Genomic DNA, 23,783 nt, shown 5'->3' on the forward strand with positions numbered 1-23,783 from the left:
AGGCCTCAGTCGAGGCAGAACTCGTTGCCCTCGGGGTCCTGCATCACGATGAATCCGCCGCTCATGGGCGGAGCGGGCTCGGAGCGCTCGAGGCGGGTGGCGCCGAGCGCGACCAGCCGCTCGCACTCGGCCTCCAGGGCGGCCATCCGGTCGTCCCCCTCGAGCCCGGGTGCGGCCCGCACGTCGAGGTGGACGCGGTTCTTCACGATCTTGTCCTCGGGCACCTGCTGGAAGAACAGCCGCGGCCCGACGCCCGCAGGGTCCTGGGACGCGGAGGCCATGTTGCGCTTCTCTTCCGGCAGCGTCTCCGAGAACGCGTCCCAGGAGTCGAAGCCGGGCGGCGGCGCCGGGAACTCGTAGCCGAGGGTCGCGTTCCAGAACAGCGAGAGCGCCCGGGGGTCGGCGCAGTCGAAGGTGACTTGAACGGTCTTGGCAGTAGTCATCTCATCCTCCCGAGGGTGAGCGTCGTCCTGGTGGTGTGATCGCAAGGCGGAGGAGCGAAGCTGGCCCGGGTTTGGCCTGCGAGCGACGAGAACGCAGCGAGCGCGCCGCCAGGGCGGCGCTCATCGGGTGGCCTCCATCATCTGCCTCAATTCCTTCTTGAGGTCCGAGATCTCGTCGCGCATCCGGGCGGCGACCTCGAACTGGAGCTCGGCGGCGGCGTTCTTCATCTGGTCGGTGAGCTCCTGGATGAGCTGGGCGAGGTCGGAGCTCGGCATCCCGGAGATGTCCGGGGCGTGCTGGCCGGCCGCGGCCTTGGAGAGGCCCGGGACGGGCTGGCGCGCCTTCACCCCGCCGGCGCGGCCCTTCGCGGCCGTGCCCGCCCAGGTCTGGAGCAGCTCCTGGGTGTTCTCGTCCTCGCGGGCGAGCATCTCGGTGATGTCGGCGATCTTCTTGCGCAGCGGCTGCGGGTCGACGCCGGCGGCCTTGTTGTAGGCCACCTGCTTCTCGCGACGCCGGTTGGTCTCCTCGATCGCGAGCTCCATCGAGGGGGTGATCTTGTCGGCGTACATGTGCACCTGGCCCGACACGTTGCGGGCCGCGCGACCGATCGTCTGGATCAGCGACTTGTCGGAGCGCAGGAAGCCCTCCTTGTCGGCGTCGAGGATCGCGACCAGCGACACCTCCGGCAGGTCGAGGCCCTCGCGGAGCAGGTTGATGCCGACGAGCACGTCGTACTCCCCCATCCGGAGCTCCCGGAGCAGCTCGATGCGGCGCAGGGTGTCGACCTCGGAGTGCAGGTAGCGGGTCCGGATGCCGGCGTCGAGGAGGTAGTCGGTGAGGTCCTCGGACATCTTCTTGGTGAGCGTGGTGACGAGGACCCGCTCGTCCTTCTCGGCGCGGGTGCGGATCTCGTGGATCAGGTCGTCGATCTGGCCCTTGGTCGGCTTGATGACGACCTCGGGGTCGATCAGCCCGGTCGGCCGGATGATCTGCTCGACGACGTCGGGCTGCCCGCCGTTGACGGTGACCTTGTCGAGCTCGTAGTTGCCCGGCGTGGCCGACAGGTAGATCGTCTGGCCGACCCGGTCGAGGAACTCCTCCCAGCGCAGCGGCCGGTTGTCCATCGCGCTCGGCAGCCGGAAGCCGTGGTCGACCAGGTTGCGCTTGCGCGACATGTCGCCCTCGTACATGCCGCCGATCTGCGGCACCGCGACGTGGGACTCGTCGATGACGACGAGGTAGTCCTCGGGGAAGTAGTCGAGCAGGCAGTTGGGCGCCGAGCCGCGGGTGCGGCCGTCCATGTGCATCGAGTAGTTCTCGATGCCCGAGCAGGAGCCGACCTGCCGCATCATCTCGACGTCGTACGTCGTGCGCATCCGCAGCCGCTGCGCCTCCAGCAGCTTGCCCTGGCGCTCGAAGGCGCCGAGCTGGTCCTCGAGCTCGAGCTCGATGCCCTGGATGGCGCGCTCCATGCGCTCCGGGCCGGCGACGTAGTGGGTCGCCGGGAAGACGTAGAGCTCCTTGTCCTCGGTCAGCACCTCTCCGGTGACCGCGTGCAGCGTCATCAGCCGCTCGATCTCGTCACCGAAGAACTCGATGCGCACCGCGTGCTCCTCGTAGACCGGGAAGATCTCGAGGGTGTCGCCGCGGACCCGGAAGGTGCCGCGCGTGAAGGACATGTCGTTGCGCGTGTACTGGATCTCGACGAGCTGGCGCAGGATCGAGTCGCGGTCGCGCTCCTCGCCGACCCGCAAGCGCAGCATCCGGTCCACGTACTCCTGCGGGGTGCCGAGGCCGTAGATGCAGGACACCGTGCTGACCACGATGACGTCGCGCCGGGTGAGCAGGCTGTTGGTGGCGGAGTGCCGCAGCCGCTCCACCTCCTCGTTGATCGAGGAGTCCTTCTCGATGTAGGTGTCCGTCTGCGGGACGTAGGCCTCGGGCTGGTAGTAGTCGTAGTAGGACACGAAGTACTCGACCGCGTTGTCCGGGAAGAGCTGGCGCAGCTCGTTGGCGAACTGCGCGGCGAGCGTCTTGTTGGGCTGGAGCACCAGCATCGGCCGCTGCACCTGCTCGGCCACCCAGGCCACGGTCGCGGTCTTGCCGGTGCCGGTCGCGCCGAGCAGCACGACGTCCTGGACGCCGCCGTTGACCCGCTTGGTGATCTCCTCGATCGCGGCGGGCTGGTCGCCGGAGGGCTGGTAGTCCGAGACGACCTTGAAGGGCGCCACCCGGCGCTCGAGATCGGTCACTGGTCGCATGCTGTCGAGCCTAGACGGCGCCACCGACAGCCCCCAGGGAGAGCGGAGGCATAGCCCACCTGGGCCATCTCCTGACCGTCTGGCCGATGCCGGAGGCGTCCGCCGATGCCCGAAGGTAGGCGCTCAGATCATCGCCTCGTGACCAAGGGGATGTCGATGTCACGAAAGTTCCTGCACGTGTCCGGGTGGCCCCTGCGCCGCAAGCTCGTGCTCGTCATTGCCGTGCCGCTGCTCTTCGCGGCGACCTTCGGCACGCTGCGCGTGCACAAGGAGCTCGGCACCAGTGCCGACCACGCCGCCGCGGCGAGCCAGGTGACCGTGCTGCCGCCCGCGGTCGACTACCTCGACGCCGCCGAGGACGCCGCCGTCGTCGCCCGCCGCAAGACCAGCGCCGTCGACCCGAAGCGGGACGCCGCGGTCAAGGAGGTGGACGCGGCGGCGAAGGAGTTCGAGCAGGCCGCCGCCGACGCCGACCTCACCGACGCCCAGCAGGAGCAGGTGCAGTCGATCCTCGACCTCAGCCAGCAGCTGCGGAACGGCGAGGCCTACGTGAGCGTCGGCCAGTCGGTCTCGCAGGTGCGCCAGCTGCACCGCGGCATCACCCAGCTGATCTCCCAGATCGTCAACGAGCAGGCCCAGCCCGAGCCGCTGCTGCCCGTCGTCACGCATGCGCTCGACGGCCGGCTCTCGCTGTCGATGCAGCAGTTCCAGGTCGCGTACGACGGCGGCTCGCTCGCCAGCCCCGCCGACCTGGCCGCGGAGCTGGGCACGGAGGCGTCCGCCATCGACCGGCTCGGCGCCGCGCTGGGCTCGACCCAGACCCAGGTGTCCGCGCTGACCAGCGGCAACGCCCAGCGCTTCGGCTCCGTCCGGACCGGCGGCACCGAGATGGGCGACCGGACGGCGTACAAGCCCTACGACCAGCTGACCACCCAGCTGCTCGCCGACATCGACGGCGACCTGACCGCGGCGGCCAGGAGTGCGCGCAACCTCGCGATCGCGAGCGCCGCGGTCACCGGCACCGCCCTCCTGGTCGCCGTGCTCCTCGCGCTCATGGTGGCCCGGACCCTGGTCCGGCCGATCCGCCGCGTGCGCGACGGCGCGCTGCAGGTGGCGCAGGTGGAGCTGCCCGAGACCGTCGAGAGGATCCGCTCCGGCGCCCAGGTCGACGACATCACGCCGATCGACGTCACCACGGAGGAGGAGATGGGCCAGCTGGCCCGCGCCTTCGACGAGATGCACCGCCAGGCCATCACCCTCGCCTCCGGAGAGGCGGAGCTGCGCACCCAGGTGGGCGAGATGTTCGCGACCCTCTCCCGGCGCAACACCACCCTCATCAACCAGCAGCTCGGCCTGATCGAGGACCTCGAGCGCGACGAGGAGGACCCGCGCCGGCTGGAGAGCCTCTTCAAGCTCGACCACCTCGCGTCCCGCATGCGTCGTACGGCGGAGAGCCTGATGGTCCTCGCCGACGCCCCGACCCCCGGCGCAGACGGCGCGGACCTCACCATCGCCGATCTCCTCCAGGCGGCGATCGCGGGTGTCCGCGACTACCAGCGGGTGCAGATCCTCTCCACGCCCAGCATCCGGCTGGCCGGCGCAGCCGCGCCCGACGTGGTCCACCTGCTCACCGAGCTCGTCGACAACGCCCTCAACTACTCGCCGCCGACCGCGGCCGTGATGGTCGAGGCGATCCGGACCACCTCCGGCGTCGAGGTGGAGATCGCCGACGCTGGCCTCGGCGTCGCGACCGGGGACCTCACCCGGCTCAACGCCGAGCTCGCCTCCGGCGGCCAGGTCAACGCCGAGACCGCGCGCCGGATGGGACTCCTGGTGGTCAGCCGCCTGGCCCGTCGCCGGGGCATCCAGGTGCGGCTCGAGCTCAACGAGCGCGGCGGCGTGACCGCCCGCGTGGTGCTGCCGGACACCCTCCTCCCGGGCACCCAGGTGTCCCTCGGCGACCCGGCTCCCGCCCCGGCGTCCTGGGCACCCGCCGAGGCGCCCGCACCGACCGCCGCGGCGACGTACGACAAGGGGCCGGCCGTCGCCGCGGCCGCCACCCTCGCGCCGGTCCCCCGGCCCGAGGCGGTCAGCACCGAGACCACCGAGGAGCAGTCGACGACCCGCTACCTCGCGGCCATCGACGCGCTGACCCGGCTGCCCCAGCGCCAGCCCGGCCGGGTGAGCGACCCCGTCGCTCCGCAGCCCGAGCCGGACCCCGAGCCGGAGCCCGCGCCGGTCGTGGTCGTCCCCGAGCCGGCACCCGAGCCCGAGCCCGAACCGGAGCCCGAGCCCGAGCCGGTCGTCGTCGCGCCTGTCGCACCCGTCGCCGTCGTCCCGACGCTCGTGCCCCAGCGCGAGCCCCAGCGCGAGCCCCTGCGCGAGCCCCTGCCCACAGGCGAACCCATCGGCACCGAGGAGTCCCCGATCTTCGCGACCCTGCAATCGAACTGGTTCAGCAGCTCCGGCAGCCACTCCCAGGGCTGGGCCTCGACCGAGGTCGAGGCCGGCTGGGAGGCGGCGCACCGGGTCGCCGAGCCGCCGAGCGACGCCGTCGGCGCATCCGGCCTGCCCGTCCGTCGACCCGGCCAGCGCCTGGTCCCCGGTGGCGTGACCGCGGCCGCCCCGCCCGTCGTCCGCGACCCCGAGGCGATCCGCGCCCGGCTGGCTGCGCACGCGGCGGGCGTCTCCCGCGGCCGCGCCGACCAGAGCCTCCAGCAGTCCACCGACCCGTCCGAGCAGGCCGATCTGTCCGAGAGGCAAGGCGACCCCGCATGAACATGTACTCCCCCTCCGTAGCCACCTCCACGAGCGCGACGCGCGAGCTGGACTGGGTGGTGACCCGGTTCGTCGAGGAGGTCCCGGCAGCCGCCCACGCGATCCTGGTCTCCGCCGACGGCCTGCTGATGGCCGCCAGCTCCGGCATCCCGGAGGACCGGGCCGAGCAGGTCGCCGCGGTCTCCTCCGGGCTCGCCAGCCTGGCGGTGGGAGCCTCCCGCCTCTTCGACGGCGGTGCCGTGCTGCAGACGGTCGTCGAGATGGAGCAGGGGTACCTGCTGCTGATGAGCGTCGGCGACGGGTCGCACCTCGCCGTGCTGACCCAGGACTCCGCCGACATCGGGCAGGTCGGCTACGAGATGGCGCTGCTGGTCGACCGGGTCGGCCAGATGGTCCAGGCCCGGGCCCGCGTCCTGAGTGACACCCCGGGGTGACGCGATGGCCACCGAGACTCCGCCCGGCGATCCCGTCGACGCGTCGGCCGCGGTGCGGGTGCGGCCCTTCACCCTCACGGCCGGGCGCACCAAGCCGCGCGTCGAGCTGCCCGTCGAGGCGACCCTGCGCCGCCTCGGCTCGGCCAGCGCCGGCCCGGTCGAGGCGCACCTCACCCGCATCCTCGAGGTCTGCGACCGCCGCTCCGTGGCCGAGGTCGCCGCACTCGTCGCAATGCCCATCGGCGTCGTCCGGGTGCTGCTGGCCGACCTCGTCGAGCTCGGCCAGGTCCGGGTGCAGACGACCATCCAAGAGGACTCGACGTACGCCGAACGTCGGGACCTGATCGAAAGGACGCTCCGTGGACTCCGCACGCTCTAGCGACCCGCGCACCGCGGCCTCGACGAAGATCGTCGTTGCCGGCGGCTTCGGCGTCGGCAAGACCACCCTCGTGGGCACGGTCTCCGAGATCATGCCGCTGCGCACCGAGGCGCTGGTGACCAACCAGTCCGAGGGCATCGACGACCTCGCCGCGGTCCCCCGCAAGGGCACCACCACGGTGGCGATGGACTTCGGGCGCATCACGCTGGGCGAGGACCTCGTCCTCTACCTCTTCGGTACGCCGGGCCAGCGCCGCTTCTGGTTCATGTGGGACGACCTGTGCCTCGGCGCGATCGGGGCCATCGTGCTGGTCGACACCGAGCGCCTCGACGAGGCGTTCTCGCCGCTCGACTACTTCGAGCAGCGGGGCCTGCCGTTCATCGTCGCGGTCAACCAGTTCGAGGACGCAGCGCAGTACCCGCTCGAGGACGTGGCCGCCGCGCTCGCCCTCTCCCCCGGGACGCCGGTGATCCGGATCGACGCCCGGCGCCGCGAGTCGGTGAAGCAGGCGCTGGTCCGCGTGACCGAGTTCTCCCTCGAGCGGCTGAGCGCCGCCGTCGGGGCCTAGCTGCCGGGTCGCTAGATTGGCCGCGTGAGCAACTCCAGCGGGGCCTTCGAGCGACTGCTCCGGGTGCTTCGTCGCACGCTGCTCACGCTGTTCGGCATCCAGATGGCGCTCGCCATCGGGATGTCGCTAGTGGACTCCTACCGCCGGCGCGGCAAGAAGCCCAAGCCATTCCCCGTCACGCCGCCGGTCGAGGTCCCCGTCGGGGACGGCACGCTGACGCCGTACACCTTCGGGCAGGACCTGTACGACGCGATGCTCGCCGCCATCGACGGCGCGCAGAAGCAGATCCTCTTCGAGACCTACATCTGGAAGGGCGACGAGGTCGGCGAGAGGTTCAAGGCCGCGCTCGCTGCCGCTGCCGACCGGGGCGTCGAGGTCTACTGCATCTACGACGGGTTCGCGAACATCGTGGTGTCGCCGCGCTTCAAGCGCTTCCCGCCGACGATGAAGGTGCTGCGCTACCCGCTCTACCCGGCCGGCTGGAAGTTCTACGACTTCGCCCGCTACGGGCGCGACCACCGCAAGATCCTGGTCGTCGACGACGCCGTCGGGTTCGTCGGCGGCTACAACATCGGGACGGCGTACGCGACCGAGTGGCGCGACACCCACGTGCGGATCACGGGTCCGGGCGTGTGGGACCTCAAGCGCGCGTTCGCGGACTTCTGGAACCTCAACCGCCGCCGCCGGATCGGCGTGTCCGAGCGGCCGCTGCTGCTGGAGACGGCGTCGACCTGGGAGACCCGGATCCGCTTCCACCGCAACGTGCCGCGGCTGTGGATGTTCCCGATCCGCTCGATGTACATCGAGGCGATCAACCGGGCCTCGCAACGGGTCTGGATGACGCACGCCTACTTCTGCCCCGACCAGGACTTCGTCGATGCGATGAAGGCTGCCGCGCTCCGCGGGGTCGACGTCCGTCTCCTGCTGCCGCTGAAGTCCAACCACATCGTGGCCGACTGGATCTCGCGCGGCTACTTCTCCCAGCTCCTGGACGCCGGGGTGCGGATCTTCCGCTTCCGCGACGCGATGGTGCACGCCAAGACGTCCACGATCGACAGCACCTGGTCGACCATCGGGACCGCCAACGTCGACCGGCTCAGCCTCCAGGGCAACTACGAGATCAACGTCGAGGTCATCGATGCGGACTTCGCGGCCACCATGGAGCGGATCTACGCCGCCGACGAGTCGAACTGCCTCGAGCTGACCGCGAGCGAGTGGGCCGCCCGCGACCTGCACCGCAAGTTCACCGAGATGATCCTCGCGCCGCTGCGGCCGCTTCTGTAGGGGGGTCGACGCGTGTTCCACGTGATGTTCCTCGAGCCCCGCATCCCGCCCAACACCGGGAACGCGATCCGGATGGTCGCCGGCACCGGCGCCACCCTGCACCTGGTCGAGCCGCTGGGCTTCGAGCTGTCCGAGCCGAAGCTCAAGCGCGCGGGCCTGGACTACCACGACCTCGCGTCGGTGGTGGTGCACCCCGACCTCGACACCGCGCTGGGCGGACCCCTGGCGTCGTCGCGGGTCTTCGCCTTCACCGCCCACGCGACCCGGTGGCACACCGACATCGCCTTCCAGCCCGCCGACGTGCTGCTCTTCGGACCCGAGCCGACGGGCCTGTCCGCGGAGGTGCTCGCCCACCCGCGGGTCACGGAGCGGGTCCGGATCCCGATGGTGCCCGGCCGCCGGTCCCTGAACCTGTCGAACTCCGCCGCGGTCGCGGCGTACGAGGCCTGGCGCCAGCAGGGTTTCCCGGGCGCGCTGTAGCCGTCGCGAAGGTAGGACCGCAACAGGTCGAACACGCTGCGCCGGAAGAGCGGTGGCCCCGAGGGTCGAAGATCACGACACTCCCGACCGGTCGCACGTACGCAGGCGCGTCCCGACGGGCATCAGAAGACGGTCCAGGGATCGGCGGCCTGCAGGAAGGCCACGGCCCGGTCGGCGGCGACGATCGGCGGGAAGAGCCGCGCCGAGTCCGTCAGCTCGAGCAGGCGGAGGACCGGCGCCGACGGGGCGACGAGGTACACGACGCCGTCCGCCTCCCTCGCTCGGCGGAGCCGGTCGAGCAGGACCCCGAGGCCGCAGGCGTCCATGAACGTGACTCCGTCGAGCTCGAACACGAGGTGACCGACCTCGCCGTCGAGCCGACGGTCGATGAGCTCTCGCGCCTGGATGTCCATCTCGCCCACGACCCGGACGATCGTCCAGGAGCCGAGCCAGAAGAAGTGCACGTCGACCGACGGCACCACGTCGGCTCCGCTCCACGCCCTCAGGTCGACCGCAGCAGACAGGGGGCCGTGGTCGGGTCGGAACCCGTCCATACCCGCAGACCTCGATGTCGCTCTCGATAGGTGGGGGCGAGGGCTACGCCACTGATGTGTCGATCATCCACCCCTCGCCGGGCGAGGTACACCCCAGACTTTGGGAACGTGCGGGCTTCCGTCGCCGATCCCCGGGGCGCTTCAGGAGACGTCGACCTGGGCGGCGACGACATCACCGCGACCCGCTGGCGGGAGTCGTACCCGCCAGCGCGTGCCGTCGGGGGTCCCGCACGGCCTGAGCAGCGCGACGGACGACTGCGCGTTGGCGCAGGCGAGGTTGCGGACCACGCCGTCGCCGGCCGCCGCGACGACGACGACCGTGGGCCCGGCCTGCGCGGGGAAGCTCAGGTCCAGAGCCACGGCACGCGCGAGCACCCGTCCTCGGACCGTCCCACTCTGCTCCGCCGCGCCCCGCAGAACGTACGTCGCCCGCACCATCGTCGTCGGGCTCTCGAGCCCGACGACGCGTGGCTCCGCCGTCACCGTCAGGTCGTCGGCGAGCGAGGTGCCGTCGGCCGCGACGAGGCGCGCACCGGTGACGCTGACCCCGTCAGCGCCGACGCCGACATCGGGCGCCGCGACCGACAGCTCGGTGATGTCCTCGGTGCTGCGGATCCACTGGGTGACCTCGACGGTGCCGTCCGCGCGGATCCTGCTCAGGACGAGCGAGCCCTCGACCGGAAGGTCCGCCGGCGCCTGCAGGGGCGTGGCGACGTCGCGGCGGGCGGACTCCTGCGACCCGATCGTGCGGGCCAGGGCGATGCCCTCCACCACCAGGACCGCGACGCCGACGACGGCGAGTGCGGCGAGGAGCAGGCGTCGGCGGTTGCGACCGGGCGCCGGTGCCTCGGCAACGGGTTCCGGTGGCGGGAGCGGATCCGGCACCGCGCCCTGCGTCGGCCCGGCCGCCCGCACCGGAACGCGGTGCGGAGCCCGACGTGGCGGACCGGTTCCGGGCGGCGTGGGGCGGCGCGGCGGTCGGCCGGGCGGCAGGGACCTCGAGCTCGGCCTCATCGCCTCCTCCTCTCGGCGTCGCCCACGGGAGTGGCGGTCACGACTGCGAGGTTCTGGTACCCGCCACGGCTGGGCTCGTACGGCGGCGCGCAGGTGACCAGCGTCAACCGCCGTTCGCCGCGGACCGAGAAGACCTGCGGGACGTCGCGCAACTCGCGGCCGGGGACGAGCCGCCGTGACCGGATCGTGAAGACCTGCTCCAGGTGCTTCGAGCGGACCCGCACCTGCTGACCAGGGCGCACGCCCAGGAGCTCGGCGAAGGCTCCGAGTCCCTGGTCGGTCGAGTCCACGTGACCGGCGATCAGGGTCGCCCCGAAGGGGTCGCCCAGGCGGGCGCCGCCGCGCCACCAGCCGGCGCGGTCGACGTCCTCCGGCACCCCGAGGACACCGCCGTTGCCGACGCCGGCCGCGGCGACGGGCACCCAGATCCCGCTGGGCAGCCGCACGCTCACGGGACGCTCCGGGTCGGGCGGCCCTGCTCGTCGCGCTGCACCCGTGTCCACCGAGCGGGCGTCAGGGTGCGTCGACGGATCGGCCCGGTGTCCCTCGCGGGCACCGCCCGTGGCGCACCCGAGGAGCACGAGAAGGAGACCGGCGACCAGGACCACCGCGGCCGGTGGGGAGACGCGGTCACGACTCATCGCCCGAACGCAGCGACCCGCCACGAGCGCACGAGGCCCGCGGAGCCGGTGTGGATCGCACGCAGTGAACCCGCCGCGCTCGTCGGCACCTCGGCACGGTGTGAGATCACGTTCATCGAACCGTTGGTTGGCGAGCCGACCGCGTAGACCATGGTGACCGTCCCTGCCGGGAGGTCGACGTCGAGCGGACCGAGGATCGGGTCGCCGGTCGTGCCGGCCGGAAGGATCGCCGCCTCGTGCGGACCCGCTGGTACGTCGGCCTGGGCGAACTCCCCGTTGGCGATGTCCTCGAAGACCACCTTCCCGTCGACCCGGACGTCGGCCGGCGGCACGGTCGCGGTGTGGGCGACCAGGACCCGGGCCATGTCGGGTGCGACCGGCTTGGTGGACACGCCGTAGGTGTCGGCCACCGGAGCACCTCCGGGATCGGCCGGCAGGTGCAGCACCAGGTCCTTGCTCGACCCGGCCCGGACGCTCACGGTCGCGGTCAGCGGCTGGCCGTCGTCGGGATCGAACCGCACCTCGTGCTGGCCGGCTCTCAGCTCGAGCGGACCGACGACGGTGCCCGTCTCGACGCCGGACTGCTCCTGCTCGCCGTCCAGGGAGACGTCGTACGTCGTCCCCGGCACGGCCTGGACCACGAACAGTCGACCCGTCGAGGATCTCGCGTCGCCCGGTGGCGCACCGGTGACCGCCAGCGCCGAGGCCGTCGCCGCCGCGACGACGACCGACATCGTGAGCACGTGCCTCACTGACATGGTGAGCCCCCGAATCCTCCGCTGGGAGCGGATGCCCCACCAGTACCCGGCACCGCTCGTCACGACCGCGCGGAGGGGGCGATTACCCGATCTTGGTGACGTGGACCCGCTCGGACCGCCCGACGGTCAGCCCTTGTTCAGCTCCTGGGCCAGCATCACGAGGATGCCGCTGGGGCCGCGGAGGTAGGTGAGCTTGTAGACGTCCTCGTACGTCGCCACCCCGCGCAGCGGATGGCACCCGTGCCGCGCCGCGATCTCGAGCGCCTCGTCGATGTCGTCGACGGAGAACGCCACCCGGTGCATCCCGATCTCGTGGGGCAGCGTCGGCTCGGTCTCGATCGCATCGGGGTGGAGGTACTCGAAGAGCTCCAGACGACCCTGGCCGTCCGGTGTCTGGAGCATCGCGATCTTCGCGTGGTTGCCGTCCAGGCCGACCGCCGTGTCGGCCCACTCCCCGCTCACCGTGTCGGTGCCGAGCAGGGTGAGCCCGAGGTCGGTGAAGAAGGCGATCGTCGCCTCCAGGTCGCGGACGGCGATGCCGACGTTCTCGAGCTTGATGGGCATGCGAGGCACGGTAGCCGCTCGGCGCGAGGTCACCGCCGCGTGACGCTCGCGGGGAGGTGCGTCCGCGGCGCCATCCGGGCGCCGTGGCGCGGGCGCTTGCGGCCGCCAAGGAGCAGCAGGGTGACGACCCGGTTGCGGTGCGGGCGCCACGGCTCGAGGTAGGCCGCCAGCTCGTCGTCGTCGAAGTCACGTCCGGCGACGGCCCAGCCGATGTCCTGGGCGACGTGGTAGTCGCCGAACGAGACGGCGTCGGCATCGCCGTGGGCGCGCTGCCGCACCTCGGCCGCCGTCCAGACGCCGATCCCCGGCAGCGAGGTCAGCCGGCGCTCGACCTCGTCGCCGGGCAGGCCGACGGTGCGCTCGAGCGCGTCGGCGACGCGGGCAGCAGTGACGAGGGCGCGCGAGCGCGCGGGGTCGACGTGCATCCGCAGCCACTCCCACGACGGGACCTGGCGGATGGTGTCGGCCGACGGCTGCACCCACAGCTTGAGGTCCACGCCGGGGCCGGGAGCGCGCTCGCCGTAGCGGTGCACGAGCATCCGGAACCCGGCGAAGGCCTCCTGGCCGGTCACCTTCTGCTCGATGATCGCGGGCGTCAGGGCCTCCATCACCAGTCCGCTGCGGCCGATCCGCCACTGGCCGAAGCGGCGCCACGCCTCCTGGACCTCGGGCGTGCGCCTCTCGAACCCGGTCAGGTCGTCCTCAGCACCGAGCAGCGCCGGGACCGAGTCGAGGACCCAGTCGGCGCCCGGGCCCCAGGCCTCGGCGCGCACGACGCCGTCGGCCGACCGCGGCTCGAGGGCGAGGGTGACCGGCCCCTGCGGCGTACGGATGCCGCGCCAGTGCCGGTCGCCGACGACCTTGTACGTCGGGTCGCCGCCACCGCGGCGCAGCCCACCGAGGGCGGCACCGACCGAGCACGGCCAGTCGGGTCGCCACTCCCGCACCTGTCCGTCCGCCACGACCCCGACGATAGCCGGAGCCCCGGACAGTGGAACACGTTCTAGTCTGGGCGCCATGACGCTCCAGATCGAGGACCGCAACCGGGTCCGCACCCTCACCCTCGACCGGCCCGACGCGCTCAACGCCTTCAACGAGGCGCTCTACGACGCGACCGCCGAGGCCCTGCTGGCCGCGGCCGACGACCCGGACGTCGCGGTGCTGCTGCTGACCGGCAACGGCCGGGCGTTCAGCGCCGGCACCGACCTGCTCGAGATGCACGCGCGGGCCACCGACCCGGACTTCGTGCCCGGCAAGCACGGCTTCCTCGGCCTCCTCGACGCGCTCGTCGCCTTCCCGAAGCCGCTCGTCTGCGCGGTCAACGGGGTCGGCCTCGGCATCGGCGCGACGATCCTGGGCTACGCCGACCTCGCGTTCATGTCGACGACCGCGCGCCTGAAGTGCCCGTTCACCAGCCTCGGCGTCGCGCCGGAGGCGGCCTCGTCGTACCTCTTCCCGCAGCTGGTCGGGCGCCAGGACGCTGCCTGGATGCTGCTGTCCGCCGAGTGGGTCTCGGCCGCCGAGGCGAAGGCGATGGGCCTGGTGTGGCGGGTGTGCGAGCCCGACGACCTGCTGCGCGAGGCGCGCCGGCACGCCGAGGTGCTCGCCGCCCGCCCGATCTCCTCGCTGATCGCGGTGAAGCGGACCATGACCGAGCCGGTGCGCACCGAGATCCGCGCCGCCCGCGACCGCGAGAACGCCGCCTTCGCCGAGCTGATGGGCGGCCCCGCGAACCTGGAGGCGCTGACCGCGTTCGCCGAGGGTCGCGAGCCCGACTTCACCAGCCTGCCGCCGGGTTGGTGACCTCGTCGGGCCACTCCCCCAGCCGCGCGGCGGCGTCGTAGGTCGAGCGCAGGAACTCCAGGACCAGCCGGTCGGGCTCGGAGGACTCCCGGACCAGGTGGTAGGGCAGCAGGAACTCCCCGAGGCGCTCGTCGTACGCCGCCCCGGCGGGTCCGGCCGCGGCCGACCGGAAGCCGGGCGGCTCGGGGTAGGCGTAGGAGTAGAAGCTCCCCTCGGGGCTGCCTCCGGGCCAGAAGCCGGCGCTGGAGACCTCGGCGCAGTAGGCCTCCCACATCACCCGGTCGGGGCAGTTGGGCACGCCGCCGGGGTGTCGTGCCGCGGGTCGGCCGGAGAAGCGGGTCACGGCCAGGTCGAAGGCCCCCCAGAAGAAGTGGACGGGGCTGCCCTTGCCGCGGAACTCCCCGCGGAACTCGGACAGGACGCCGTGCGCCTTGACCAGGGAGAGCCAGAAGAGGTGCGCCGCGTCCGGGTCGTACGACGCGTGGTGCTCGTCGTCCGCGAAGGGTGTGGCGTCCTCGACCTCGACCGGGGCGGCGCCGATCGGCACGTGCAGGTCGAGCTCCCCCAGCCGGGCGCGGACCTCCGCGTGGAAGTCCGCGACCGACCGGCGCGTGAGCTCGACGGTCCGACGGCGGCCGTCGGTGCAGTCGAGCAGGAGGCGGTGGTCGACGAAGTCGAACTGGATCTCGACCCCGCGCCCACCCGCCGGCATCAGCGAGGTCGTCAGCCCGATCGCGTTGACGTAGAGCGGGACGTGCCACCAGTGGTTCTCGAACGGCGAGAGCGCCAGTCGGATCCTGCCCACGACCTGCACCCAGCGGTGCAGGGTGTCCCTGGTGTCGGTCCAGTCGTCGACCAGCAACCGCGGCCAGCGGCCGTCGTGCCCGTTCACGGAGCCGCTACGACCCGATCGACTCGATGGCGGTGCGGATCACGTCCGCCACCTCCTTCGGGTGCGCCAGCATCACGAGGTGCGAGGAGTCGATCTCCACGGTCGTCATGCCGGCGCGCTGGTAGCCGAAGCGCTCGACGTCGGGGTTGATGGTGCGGTCCGAGGAGGACACGATCCCCCACGCCGGCTTCGTCTTCCACGCGGCGGCCGACGCCGGCTCGCCGAAGGCGGCGCCCGCCAGCGGACGCTGCGAGACTGCGAGGATCCTGGCCAGGTCGGGGTCGACGTCGGCGGCGAAGATCTCCGGGAACCTCTCGATGTCGACCGAGACGTCGGTGCCGTCCTCGCCGCCCGGCTGCGGGAAGGGCGTGTAGACGAGCGCCTCGGCCAGCGGGGAGTCGGGGAAGCCGCCCTGCAGCTCGCCGAGGCTCTCCCCCTCGTCGAGGGCGTAGCCGGCGAGGTAGACGAGACCGACGACGTTGTCGGCCGTCCCGGCGACGGTGATCACCGCGCCGCCGTACGAGTGGCCGACGAGCAGGACGGGTCCGTCGATGTGGGAGACCACGGATGCGATGTACTCCGCGTCGCCGGCCAGGCTCCGGTTGGGTACGGCGGGCACCCGGACGGCGAGTCCGTCGGCGAGCAGTTCGGGCACGAGCGCGGCGAAGCTGGAGGCGTCGGCGAACGCCCCGTGGACGAGGACGATGGTGGGCTTGGGCATGGAGAGCTCCTGGTGAGTGGTCACTGGTCGTACAGGGCGGCGCGCAGGAAGTCGGCTCCCTGAGCGGTGGCGGCCTTGGCCGCGTGGGTGTCGCGCAGGGCGTTGACCATCACGAAGTCGTGGATGATCCCCTGGTAGCGCACGGCCGTGACCGGCACGCCGGCCGCACGCAGCTTCGCGGCGTACGCCTCCCCCTCGTCGCGCAGCACGTCGGCCTCGGCGACGATCACGAGGGCGGGCGGCAGCCCCGCCAGCTCCTCGGTGCTCGCACGCAGCGGCGATGCCGTGATCTGCGCGCGGTCCTCGGCGTCGCTCGTGTACTGATCCCAGAACCACTGCATGGCGTCGCGTCGCAGCCAGTAGTCGGTCTGGAACTGGTGGTAGGAGCCGGTGTCGAAGGACGCGTCCGTGACGGGGTAGTAGAGCAGCTGCGCGGCGAGCCGCGGACCGCCACGCTGCTTGGCCATGATCGTCACGGCGGCGGACATGTTGCCGCCGACAGAGTCGCCTGCGACGGCGATCCGGCCCGGGTCGAGGTCGTACTCGGCGCCGTGCTCGCCGATCCACTCGAGCGCGTTGTAGACCTGCTCGATGGCGACGGGGTACTTCGCCTCGGGCGAGCGGTCGTAGTTGGTGAACACGGTCGCGGCCTCGGCCCGGGTGGTCAGCTCGCGCACGAGGCGGTCGTGCGTGTGCGCGTCGCCGAAGACCCACCCGGCACCGTGGGTGAAGAGGATCACCGGCAGCGGCCCGACGGACCCGGCCGGGCGGTAGATCGTGATCGAGACCTCGCCGGTCGGACCGCCGGGGATCGTGAGCTCCTCGGTGTCCACCGCCGGCGCCGGGACGTCGCCGTCCTGGACGGAGTCGACGGTCTTGCGGCCCTCCTCGATGGAGAGGTCGAAGAGGTACGGCGGGTCCGCAGTCGCCTCGACGAACTCCTGGGCGGCCGGCTCGAGGACGGGCTTGATGTCGGTCATGCGACGAGCCTGCGCCGCGCACGTCGTACGCCGCATCCGTCACGTGACGTACTTGCGCGCCGTCAGTCGCCCGACGGGTCGAGAAGGCCGCGCAGCTGGGCCCGGGAGGTCACCCCGAGCTTCGGGAATGCGTGGTAGAGATGCGTCGAGACCGTCCGGGGTGACAGGAAGAGCTGTTTGCCGATCTCGCGGTTGGTCAGGCCCCGACCGGCGAGCAGCACGATCTGGCGCTCCTGCGGGGTGAGGTCGTCCAGGCTCGCCGGTGCCGCCTCCGCCTGGGCCACACCGGCGGCGCGCAGCTCGGCCTCGGCGACGGCCGCCCAGGCGTGGACACCGAGTCGGGCGTAGGCGTCACGGGCGGTCGCCAGGTGGTCGCGGGCCTGCGCCGGCCGGCGCTGCCGGCGCAACCAGGTGCCGTAGCCGAGCTCGGCATGGGCGAGCTCGAACGGCCAGGTGGCCGCCTGCGGGTGACTGGTGGCCATCGCGTGGAACGCCTCGGCCTCGTCACCCTCGGCGAGTGCCGCGAGGGCGCGCTGGAGGATCAGCTCGAAGCGCACGTCAGCCGTGCCCTCGAGCCGGGCGCGAGCGCGCTCCACGATCACGGCGACGGCGTCCCGCTCGCCCGCGCGGACCGCCACCTGCGCCACTTCGCCCAGCGCCCGCAGGCAGACGTGCGGGTGCAGCGGTCGACCGTCGGCACGGAAGAGAGCCCGCGCGTGCCGGGCGCTGCCCGCGAGGTCGCCCGCGGCGAAGGCCGCACGGGCGAGCGTCACGATCAGGTTGGCCTCGAGGGCGGCACACTCGTCGACGTCGAGGGCCCGCAGGATCGCCTCCGCCTCGACCCGGGCGGCCTCCGGACTGCCCACCACGGCCGTCACGCGCGCGAGCAGCTCACGTCCGACCAGGCGGTAGAAGACCAGGCTTCTCGCCTCCGCCAGGTCGATCAGCTCCCGAGCGGTGTCGGCCGCCTCGGCGAAGGCACCCCGGTCGAACTGCACCTGCCCCAGGGCCATCAGCGTCTGCGCCAGGTTGACCGGCCCGATCGAGCGCCGCATCAGGGCGGCCCCCTTCTCCAGCCGCCGGCTCGCGACCTCTGTCTCGTCCAGCAACCAGGCGGCAGCGCCGAGCATCACCTCCTGCGCGGCCAGGAGGTCCATCGGGATCTCCAGGTCGAGCGGCGGGGTGTCCCGCACCCGGGCGACGAGCTCGGGTGGCCGCGACAACGGGGCCAGCGCGACCTCGATCCAGGTCCTCGCCGCGCGCGTCATCTCGACCATCGGCCCCGGGGTGGCGGGCGCCTCCCGGGCGAAGCGGTCGTACCACCCGCGGACGCGCTCGGACCCCTTCCCGGTCTGGTAGGACAGCGACGCCAAGGTGGTCAGCGCCGCCCAGCCCGCGTCGGCATCGGCCGAGAGCATCTCCTCCAGCGAGCCCTCGAGCGCGTCCAGCGCGGCGCTCTGCCGCATGGTCTGCGCCATCGCGTACGCCGCCTGGTGGGCGGCGCGGGCGCGCACCGTCGGGTCGTCGCTCTCCTCCCGGATCCGCTCGGAGATCGCCTGGAGCCGGGCGACGTGACCGGTGTGACCGAGCATCATCAGGGCCTCGAGCATCCGCGACTCCCGGTCGACCCTGCTGGGGCTCAGCTCGGCGGCGCGCAGCATCGCGCGCGCGGCCTCGGAGTGCGCGCCGCGGTCCCGCGCGTCGAAGGCCGTCGCCATCAGCTCACCTGCGATCCCCTCGTCCGCGCGCAGGCTGGCGCCGGCCCGGTGCCACACGCGTCGGGCAGGGTCGTCGACGTACGCGTCGGCGAGGTCCCGGTGTGCCCTGACCCGCTCGCGAGCCGACGCCCGGGTGTAGATCGTCGACCGGACGAGCGGGTGGCGAAAGCGCACGTGGCCGTCGACGACGCTCACGAGCCCGACGGCCTCGGCGGGCTCGAGGTCGCCGACCCCGTCGACTCCCAGGACCCGTTCGAGCACGCCGATGTCGGACGCCCCGGCCGCGGCCAGGAGCAGCGCGGCGCGCGTCGACGGGGGCAGTCCGGGCAGCTCGGCGGCGAACGCGGCCTCCACCCGGGGCGGTACGTCGAGCGGGTCGGACGACCCGGACGGCGTCAGCGACGAGCCGGTGGTGCGGGCGAACTCGCGCAGCGCGAGCGGGTTGCCCTGTGCCCGCTCGACGATGACAGTGCGCACGACCGGGTCGAGCCGGATGCCCAGGCCCTCGAGCAGCGTCATCGAGCCGTCGAGGTCGAGCGGCGCGATCGCCAGCGCCGGCAGGTCCTCGAGCCCCTCGGCGCCTGCGGCGTCGCGCGTGGCGACCAGGAACGACACCCGGCTGCCGGCCAGTCGGTTGGCGACGAACGAGAGCACCGACCACGAGCTGTCGTCGAGCCACTGCTGGTCGTCGACGAGCACGAGCACCGGCGCCCGGCCGGCCAGGTCGCGCAGCCAGGCGGCGATGTCGAGCCGCAACGAGAGCGCGTCGGTCACCCGTTCGTCGCCGCGACCCACCAGCGTCTCGACCAGCTCCTCGGCTCGCGAGCGCAGCCCGGGGTCGAGCTCCAGCTCGTCGGTCCGGAGCAGGTCGACGGCCCCGGCGTAGGAGAGCGACCGCTCGCTCGGCCGGCCACGGGCGGCGAGGACCGACCAGCTGTCCGCGCGTGCGCGAGCAGCGACCTCGCCCAGCACCGATGACTTGCCGACGCCGGGCTCACCGGTGATGCAGACGACCCGGGGCCCCTCGCGCAGGAGGCGCCAGATCTCGTCGAGCAGCTCGCTCCGGCCCACGAGATCCACTGCCACGCAGCGATTCTCCCCCACGCACCCCGACGGGCGTTCTCGCCCCGAGGGGTGGGACGACCCGGCACCACCCGCCTCGTGAACGGTCCGAGAACAACCCGTTCGGACACTGGTGGGAGCGCGACCATCGCCGCTAGCGTCCCAGCATGAGCGATCTCCCCCACATCGTCCTGGTGCACGGCGCCTGGGCCGACGGCTCCTGCTGGAGCTCCGTCATCAGCACGCTCCACGAGCGCGGGTACGGCGTGACCGCCCCGCAGTTCCCCGAGTCCTCCCTCGCCGCCGACGTCGACCGCCTCCGCCAGGTGCTCAACCGGCAGAGCGGGCCGACCGTCGTCGTCGGGCACTCGTACGGCGGCCAGATCATGACCGCCCTCAACGAGGACGCCCCGAACGTCGTCGCGCTCGTCTACATCGCGGCCTTCGGGCTCGACGAGGGCGAGTCGATCGGCGCGCTGGTCGAGAGCGGCCCGCCGTCGCCGGCCCTGGCCAACCTCGACGTCGACGCGCTCGGCTACGCCTGGCTGCGCGAGGACGACTTCGTCGGGCACTTCGCCGCCGACGTCGAGCCGGCGCGGGCCAAGGTGATGCACGCCGTGCAGCAGCCGATCTCGCTGTCGGCGTTCGGCGACGTGATGGGCGTGCCGGCGTGGAAGGCGCTGCCCAGCTGGTACCTGGTGGCGACCAACGACGAGGCGATCCCGCCGGACGCCGAGCGCCAGTTCGCGGCGCGGATGGGCGCCACGACCGTCGAGGTCGCCTCCAGCCACGTGCCGATGGTCTCCCAGCCCGACGCGGTCGTCGCGCTGATCGAGGCCGCCGTCGCCGGCGTCAGCTCCTGACCCTCAGCCCGCCGGGGCGGTGAACGCCTCGGCGGCGGTGACGGTCCCGGCGGTGCGTCCGGGCGCGCGCTGGTCGGCCCAGTAGAGATTGGTGTGGGCGATCACCAGGTCGGGGGTCGGCGCGCCGTACTCGCTCAGGTCCTCGGTCGTGTGCGCATCCGCGACGAGGGTGGCGTCGTAGCCGCGCGCGAGCGCCCCGTGCAGCGTCGAGCGGATGCACATGTCGGTCTGCGCACCCGCCACGACGAGGCGGCCGACACCGAGCCGACCGAGGACGTCCTCGAGGTCGGTGTCCTCGAAGGAGTCGCCGTACAGCTTGTGCACGACCGGCTCCTCCGCGCCGATGACGAGCTCGGGCACGTACTTCCACCCGTCGCTGCCCCGGGGCATGCCCTCGGGGTGCGAGTGCTGGACCCAGACGACCGGCAGCTGCTGCTCGCGGGCCCGCTCGACGAGCGTGGCGATGGTGGCGACGACGCGGTCGCGGTCGTGGGCCTCGGCCACGACGTCGTTCTGGACGTCGATGACGAGGAGGGCGGTCTGCGGACGGTCGGTGAGAGTGGTCATGGGGCGACCGTAGGTGGCAATGTGGACGTTCCACTTCCTGATCAGGAGCGATCCGGTGCCCGATCTCAGCCCGACCTCCCGAGCGCTGCTCGCGCTCGAGGCATTGCAGGACTCCCCCGGAATCACCGCGGAGCGCCTCGGCCGCCGGCTCGGCGTGACGGCGCGCGCAGCCCGTCGGTACGTCGAGATCCTGCGTCAGGCGGACATCCCGGTCGAGTCGATCCGCGGCCCCGACGGCGGCTACCGCCTCGGCCGCGGCGTACGACCGCCGCCGCTGCGCTTCGGGTCCGACGAGGCACTCGGCCTGGTGATGGCCGCGCTGGACGGTCAGCACGACGCGGCCGACGCCGAGGGTCCGGTGGGCCGAGCACTCGGCAAGCTGCTCGCTGCGCTCCCGCGGTCGGTGGCCGCCCAGGCGGAGGCGGTCCGCCGTACGGCGGCTCCCGTCCCCCACCGCGACCCGTCCCGGCCCGAACCCGCGACCACGGTCGCGCTGGTCGAGGCGTGCGCCGCGCGACGTCGCGTCCGGCTCGGCTACCGCACCGAGGCCGGCAACGAGCGCGACCTGGAGGCCGAGCCGTGGGCGGTGGTCGTGCGCTACGGACGTTGGTACCTCCTCTGCCGGTCCGTCACCGCCGACGCCGTCCGCACCTACCGGATCGACCGCGTGGGCTCGGTCGAGGTGCTGGCCGAGACCTTCGAGCCGCCCGCAGACCTGGACCCGGTCGCCTCCCTGGAGGAGAACCTCGCGAGCGGCTGGCAGCACCCGGTGCGCGTCACCGTCGACGCGCCGATCGCTCGGGTCGCGGCGTCGATCCCGCGGACCATGGGCCGGCTGGAGGAGGTCGACGCCCACACGACCCGGCTCGTCGGCTCGACACGCAACGTCGTGATGTACGCCGAGCAGCTGGCGATGCTGCCCGGAGCCTTCCGGATCGACGAGGGCGACGAGGTGCGGGCCGCGCTCGAGGTGCTGGCCGAGCGGCTCACCGCAGCGGCGTCAGCCGAATGACGCGGGAGGCTCGGTCAGCACCCGCAGGGCCAGGTCGGTCGTGGCCGGTACGCCGAGGTGGCCGACCACCCGCGCGACCCGGTCGGGCTCGAGCGGGAGCAGGCCGGGGCTGCCGGGCACGTCCGGGGTCAGGCCCAGGTCGAGGTCGGTGCGGCCCGACATCATCGACAGGTTGAACTCGAAGCGCTGCCGGGCCTCCGGGGTCGCCAGCCGCTTCAGCATGGTCGCGCCCATCCGGCGCCGGCCCTCCTCCTCGCACCAGGAGTCGAGGGTGGCCACCAGGGTGGCGCCGTCGCAGTGGTCGATGTCGGCCCACACCGCGCGCATCGAGCCCATCTGGGAGAGCAGGATCGCCGCGGACTTCTCGCCGATGCCGGGCACGCCCGGGAGGTTGTCGCTGGCGTCACCCCGCAGCGCGGCGTACTCGAGGTAGTGCTCGGCCGCGACGCCGTACATCGCGTGCAGGCGGGCCGGGTTGAGCAGCGGGGACCCGGAGATCCCGCCGTTGATCAGGCGGAGCACGTGGGTGTGCTCGCTGATGTGCGCGAACACGTCCCGGTCGGAGGTGATCAGCACGCACCGCCATCCCGAGCGCTCCGCCCAGGCGGCCGCGGACGCGTTGACGTCGTCGGCCTCCAGCCCCTCCGGGGTGACCGTGAGGAGCCCGAGGGCGTCGAGCAGGGCACCGGCGCGGTCGAGCTGGTCGACCAGCTGCGGGTCCTTCTCGGCGCGGCCGGCCTTGTACGCCGGGTAGGCCTGCTCGCGCACCGACGACGTCCGGTCGTCGAGCCCGAAGAGCACGGCGTCGGGTGCGAACTGGTCGATCGCCTCCAGGATCTGCCGCAGCATCCCGTGCAGCGCCCAGGCGGGACGTCCGCCGCGGTCGTGCAGCTGGGACTCGACTCGGGCGTGGTGGTGGCGGTGCAGCAGCGACGGTGCGTCCACGGCGAGCAGCAGGCGACGGTCGGTCACAGCAGGCCCAGCCCCTCGGCATGGCGTCGTACGGCGTCGCTGTCGGCCGCCAACACGAACGGGACGTCGTGGTCCCAGGTGTCGCTGACGGCCTCCACGCGCCCGTCGCCCGGGTCGAGGCGGACCTCGCGGATGTAGACCGCCAGCACCCGGCCGGGGTGGTCGCGCACGATGTCGGCGTACACCTCCGGGTCCTTCTCGCCGGAGTCGCCGATCAGCACGAACGGCAGGTGCGCGTGCAGGTCGAGGATCTCCGCGATCCGCTCGTGCTTGCGGGCCCGGCCGGAGCGGTTGCCGATCAGGTCGCGCAGCAGCAGCGGGCCGAGCGGGAAGTCGCGGTGCCGCAGGAAGCCGACCAGGAACGAGTAGAGGTTCCACGGGCTGGACGAGACGTAGAAGACCGGGTTGGCGGGCGCGGCGAGGTCCCGGTAGAGCTCGGCGGCGCCGGGGAACGGCGTGCGCGTCAGCGCCGAGCCGGTGAACGTCTGCCGCAGCATCTGCCCCACCCGCTGCACACCCGTCTCGAGGATGGTGTCGTCGACGTCGGAGACCACCCCGAACCGCGCGTCCGGGCCAGGAACCCGCACGCGGACGGCCTCACGGTGCTCGGTGATGCCGCGGTAGTCCCCCGCCAGCTCGACCGAGCCGTCCTGCCAGGGGTCGGTGAGGGCGCTCGGCCGCAGCTCGGCGTGGAAGTAGCCCTCGTCGTCGGTGCTGGCCTCGACGCTCGCGTCGCCGACGGTGACCCGGAGGGGTACGCCGGGGAGCTCGTCGGTCACGAACTGGCTGAGGCTGCGACGCAGCGACGCGCCCAGTCCCTCGCCCTCCATGGCCGGGGTGGGCGGCGCGTTGTCGAGCACGCGCCCGCGGACGACGACGCCGCCGGGACCGCCGTGGCCGAGGTAGACGTCGATCCGGAAGTTCTCCGGCGTCCGGCCCGCCGTGCGACGCAGCCGGGCGGCGTCCCACCGGCGCTCGGCCTCGACGAGCAGCCACTGCTTGCGTCCCACGCTGGCACCCTAGTGTCGGTGCGC

24 protein-coding genes are annotated in these 23,783 nt (G+C 72.7%); 9 read left to right on the forward strand and 15 right to left on the reverse strand.

The window, feature by feature from the left end; genetic code table 11:
- Positions 1–5: 5 nt before the first annotated feature.
- Entirely contained in the window at positions 6–443 is a 438-nt protein-coding gene (locus ASC77_RS02085) for a VOC family protein (RefSeq protein ID WP_056148232.1), read from the reverse strand.
- Positions 444–563: 120 nt separating this feature from the next.
- The gene (gene uvrB, locus ASC77_RS02090; RefSeq protein ID WP_056148236.1) at positions 564–2,705 is read right to left on the reverse strand and encodes an excinuclease ABC subunit UvrB; all 2,142 of its coding nucleotides are present in this window, start codon (positions 2,703–2,705) and stop codon (positions 564–566) included.
- A gap of 156 nt (positions 2,706–2,861) precedes the next feature.
- Here uvrB and ASC77_RS02095 point away from each other — a divergent pair, with 156 nt between their 5' ends.
- The 6 genes from ASC77_RS02095 to ASC77_RS02120 are packed head-to-tail and all read left to right on the forward strand — an operon-like array spanning position 2,862 to position 8,628.
- The gene (locus ASC77_RS02095) at positions 2,862–5,483 is read left to right on the forward strand and encodes an ATP-binding protein (RefSeq protein ID WP_156390875.1); all 2,622 of its coding nucleotides are present in this window, start codon (positions 2,862–2,864) and stop codon (positions 5,481–5,483) included.
- A 2-nt stretch (positions 5,484–5,485) separates the two neighbouring features.
- Positions 5,486–5,917: a roadblock/LC7 domain-containing protein gene (locus ASC77_RS02100; protein ID WP_056148245.1), complete on the forward strand. Its 432-nt coding sequence runs from the start codon at positions 5,486–5,488 to the stop codon at positions 5,915–5,917.
- Positions 5,918–5,921: 4 nt separating this feature from the next.
- A complete protein-coding gene (locus tag ASC77_RS02105) occupies positions 5,922–6,296 on the forward strand; it encodes a DUF742 domain-containing protein (protein WP_056148253.1) in 375 nt (124 codons plus the stop codon).
- Positions 6,277–6,864 (forward strand): GTP-binding protein, encoded by a 588-nt coding sequence (locus ASC77_RS02110; RefSeq protein WP_056148256.1) that lies wholly within the window; start codon positions 6,277–6,279, stop codon positions 6,862–6,864. Before ASC77_RS02105 ends, ASC77_RS02110 begins: the two co-directional genes overlap by 20 nt.
- A gap of 24 nt (positions 6,865–6,888) precedes the next feature.
- Positions 6,889–8,148, forward strand: a complete 1,260-nt coding sequence (locus tag ASC77_RS02115) for a phospholipase D-like domain-containing protein (protein WP_056148259.1) — start codon at positions 6,889–6,891, stop codon at positions 8,146–8,148.
- A gap of 12 nt (positions 8,149–8,160) precedes the next feature.
- Entirely contained in the window at positions 8,161–8,628 is a 468-nt protein-coding gene (locus ASC77_RS02120; protein ID WP_056148262.1) for a tRNA (cytidine(34)-2'-O)-methyltransferase, read from the forward strand.
- Positions 8,629–8,750: 122 nt separating this feature from the next.
- On the opposite strand, the gene ASC77_RS02125 is transcribed toward ASC77_RS02120, so the two are convergent.
- From ASC77_RS02125 to ASC77_RS02150, 6 genes are all read right to left on the reverse strand, one after another.
- On the reverse strand, positions 8,751–9,182 hold the full coding sequence (locus ASC77_RS02125; RefSeq protein ID WP_056148266.1) for an STAS domain-containing protein: 432 nt from the start codon (positions 9,180–9,182) through the stop codon (positions 8,751–8,753).
- A 141-nt stretch (positions 9,183–9,323) separates the two neighbouring features.
- Positions 9,324–10,067, reverse strand: coding sequence for a hypothetical protein (locus tag ASC77_RS02130; RefSeq protein WP_156390876.1), 744 nt, complete (start codon positions 10,065–10,067; stop codon positions 9,324–9,326).
- 125 nt (positions 10,068–10,192) lie between these two features.
- The gene (locus tag ASC77_RS02135) at positions 10,193–10,837 is read right to left on the reverse strand and encodes a class F sortase (RefSeq protein WP_082574390.1); all 645 of its coding nucleotides are present in this window, start codon (positions 10,835–10,837) and stop codon (positions 10,193–10,195) included.
- Positions 10,834–11,595 (reverse strand): DUF4397 domain-containing protein, encoded by a 762-nt coding sequence (locus ASC77_RS02140; RefSeq protein WP_082574391.1) that lies wholly within the window; start codon positions 11,593–11,595, stop codon positions 10,834–10,836. The genes ASC77_RS02135 and ASC77_RS02140 overlap by 4 nt, the downstream gene beginning before the upstream one ends.
- A gap of 126 nt (positions 11,596–11,721) precedes the next feature.
- A complete protein-coding gene (locus ASC77_RS02145; RefSeq protein WP_056148275.1) occupies positions 11,722–12,159 on the reverse strand; it encodes a VOC family protein in 438 nt (145 codons plus the stop codon).
- Between the two features lie 29 nt (positions 12,160–12,188).
- A complete protein-coding gene (locus ASC77_RS02150; RefSeq protein WP_056148278.1) occupies positions 12,189–13,121 on the reverse strand; it encodes a DNA-3-methyladenine glycosylase family protein in 933 nt (310 codons plus the stop codon).
- 55 nt (positions 13,122–13,176) lie between these two features.
- Between ASC77_RS02150 and ASC77_RS02155 the strand changes: the two genes are divergently transcribed.
- Complete coding sequence (locus ASC77_RS02155) at positions 13,177–13,962, forward strand: enoyl-CoA hydratase/isomerase family protein (RefSeq protein WP_056148280.1); 786 nt, start codon at positions 13,177–13,179, stop codon at positions 13,960–13,962.
- Here the strand turns inward: ASC77_RS02155 and ASC77_RS02160 are convergent.
- The 4 genes from ASC77_RS02160 to ASC77_RS02175 all read right to left on the reverse strand — a co-directional run bounded on the left by ASC77_RS02160 (position 13,937) and on the right by ASC77_RS02175 (position 19,359).
- Positions 13,937–14,854, reverse strand: coding sequence for a DUF5996 family protein (locus ASC77_RS02160; RefSeq protein ID WP_056148282.1), 918 nt, complete (start codon positions 14,852–14,854; stop codon positions 13,937–13,939). The genes ASC77_RS02155 and ASC77_RS02160 overlap by 26 nt on opposite strands.
- Before the next feature lie 7 nt (positions 14,855–14,861).
- Entirely contained in the window at positions 14,862–15,575 is a 714-nt protein-coding gene (locus tag ASC77_RS02165; RefSeq protein ID WP_056149775.1) for an alpha/beta hydrolase, read from the reverse strand.
- Positions 15,576–15,595: 20 nt separating this feature from the next.
- Positions 15,596–16,555 (reverse strand): alpha/beta hydrolase, encoded by a 960-nt coding sequence (locus ASC77_RS02170; RefSeq protein ID WP_056148286.1) that lies wholly within the window; start codon positions 16,553–16,555, stop codon positions 15,596–15,598.
- A 62-nt stretch (positions 16,556–16,617) separates the two neighbouring features.
- The gene (locus ASC77_RS02175) at positions 16,618–19,359 is read right to left on the reverse strand and encodes a helix-turn-helix transcriptional regulator (RefSeq protein WP_162249783.1); all 2,742 of its coding nucleotides are present in this window, start codon (positions 19,357–19,359) and stop codon (positions 16,618–16,620) included.
- A 143-nt stretch (positions 19,360–19,502) separates the two neighbouring features.
- Here ASC77_RS02175 and ASC77_RS02180 point away from each other — a divergent pair, with 143 nt between their 5' ends.
- A complete protein-coding gene (locus tag ASC77_RS02180; RefSeq protein ID WP_056148292.1) occupies positions 19,503–20,198 on the forward strand; it encodes an alpha/beta fold hydrolase in 696 nt (231 codons plus the stop codon).
- A 3-nt stretch (positions 20,199–20,201) separates the two neighbouring features.
- Here the strand turns inward: ASC77_RS02180 and ASC77_RS02185 are convergent, their stop codons facing one another.
- The gene (locus tag ASC77_RS02185; RefSeq protein ID WP_056148295.1) at positions 20,202–20,765 is read right to left on the reverse strand and encodes a cysteine hydrolase family protein; all 564 of its coding nucleotides are present in this window, start codon (positions 20,763–20,765) and stop codon (positions 20,202–20,204) included.
- 55 nt (positions 20,766–20,820) lie between these two features.
- Here ASC77_RS02185 and ASC77_RS02190 point away from each other — a divergent pair, with 55 nt between their 5' ends.
- The gene (locus tag ASC77_RS02190) at positions 20,821–21,777 is read left to right on the forward strand and encodes a helix-turn-helix transcriptional regulator (protein WP_056149778.1); all 957 of its coding nucleotides are present in this window, start codon (positions 20,821–20,823) and stop codon (positions 21,775–21,777) included.
- Here the strand turns inward: ASC77_RS02190 and ASC77_RS02195 are convergent.
- Positions 21,766–22,749, reverse strand: a complete 984-nt coding sequence (locus ASC77_RS02195; RefSeq protein WP_082574487.1) for a 5'-3' exonuclease — start codon at positions 22,747–22,749, stop codon at positions 21,766–21,768. The two genes, ASC77_RS02190 and ASC77_RS02195, sit on opposite strands and share 12 nt — an antisense overlap.
- Positions 22,746–23,759 carry an App1 family protein gene (locus ASC77_RS02200; RefSeq protein ID WP_056148297.1) on the reverse strand — a complete coding sequence of 338 codons (1,014 nt, stop codon included), beginning with the start codon at positions 23,757–23,759 and terminating at the stop codon, positions 22,746–22,748. The genes ASC77_RS02195 and ASC77_RS02200 overlap by 4 nt, the downstream gene beginning before the upstream one ends.
- Positions 23,760–23,783 lie beyond the last annotated feature (24 nt).

It is taken from the genome of Nocardioides sp. Root1257 (genome assembly GCF_001425175.1).
Taxonomy (GTDB): domain Bacteria; phylum Actinomycetota; class Actinomycetes; order Propionibacteriales; family Nocardioidaceae; genus Nocardioides.

What these genes read in the sequence shown, in the direction of transcription:
- ASC77_RS02085 (WP_056148232.1), bottom strand. Translation starts at nt 443, where the DNA reads ATGACTACTGCCAAGACCGTTCAAGTCACCTTCGACTGCGCCGACCCC.
- uvrB (WP_056148236.1), bottom strand. Translation starts at nt 2,705, where the DNA reads ATGCGACCAGTGACCGATCTCGAGCGCCGGGTGGCGCCCTTCAAGGTC.
- ASC77_RS02095 (WP_156390875.1), top strand. Translation starts at nt 2,862, where the DNA reads ATGTCACGAAAGTTCCTGCACGTGTCCGGGTGGCCCCTGCGCCGCAAG.
- ASC77_RS02100 (WP_056148245.1), top strand. Translation starts at nt 5,486, where the DNA reads ATGTACTCCCCCTCCGTAGCCACCTCCACGAGCGCGACGCGCGAGCTG.
- ASC77_RS02105 (WP_056148253.1), top strand. Translation starts at nt 5,922, where the DNA reads ATGGCCACCGAGACTCCGCCCGGCGATCCCGTCGACGCGTCGGCCGCG.
- ASC77_RS02125 (WP_056148266.1), bottom strand. Translation starts at nt 9,182, where the DNA reads ATGGACGGGTTCCGACCCGACCACGGCCCCCTGTCTGCTGCGGTCGAC.
- ASC77_RS02135 (WP_082574390.1), bottom strand. Translation starts at nt 10,837, where the DNA reads ATGAGTCGTGACCGCGTCTCCCCACCGGCCGCGGTGGTCCTGGTCGCC.
- ASC77_RS02140 (WP_082574391.1), bottom strand. Translation starts at nt 11,595, where the DNA reads ATGTCAGTGAGGCACGTGCTCACGATGTCGGTCGTCGTCGCGGCGGCG.
- ASC77_RS02145 (WP_056148275.1), bottom strand. Translation starts at nt 12,159, where the DNA reads ATGCCCATCAAGCTCGAGAACGTCGGCATCGCCGTCCGCGACCTGGAG.
- ASC77_RS02155 (WP_056148280.1), top strand. Translation starts at nt 13,177, where the DNA reads ATGACGCTCCAGATCGAGGACCGCAACCGGGTCCGCACCCTCACCCTC.
- ASC77_RS02165 (WP_056149775.1), bottom strand. Translation starts at nt 15,575, where the DNA reads ATGCCCAAGCCCACCATCGTCCTCGTCCACGGGGCGTTCGCCGACGCC.
- ASC77_RS02170 (WP_056148286.1), bottom strand. Translation starts at nt 16,555, where the DNA reads ATGACCGACATCAAGCCCGTCCTCGAGCCGGCCGCCCAGGAGTTCGTC.
- ASC77_RS02180 (WP_056148292.1), top strand. Translation starts at nt 19,503, where the DNA reads ATGAGCGATCTCCCCCACATCGTCCTGGTGCACGGCGCCTGGGCCGAC.
- ASC77_RS02185 (WP_056148295.1), bottom strand. Translation starts at nt 20,765, where the DNA reads ATGACCACTCTCACCGACCGTCCGCAGACCGCCCTCCTCGTCATCGAC.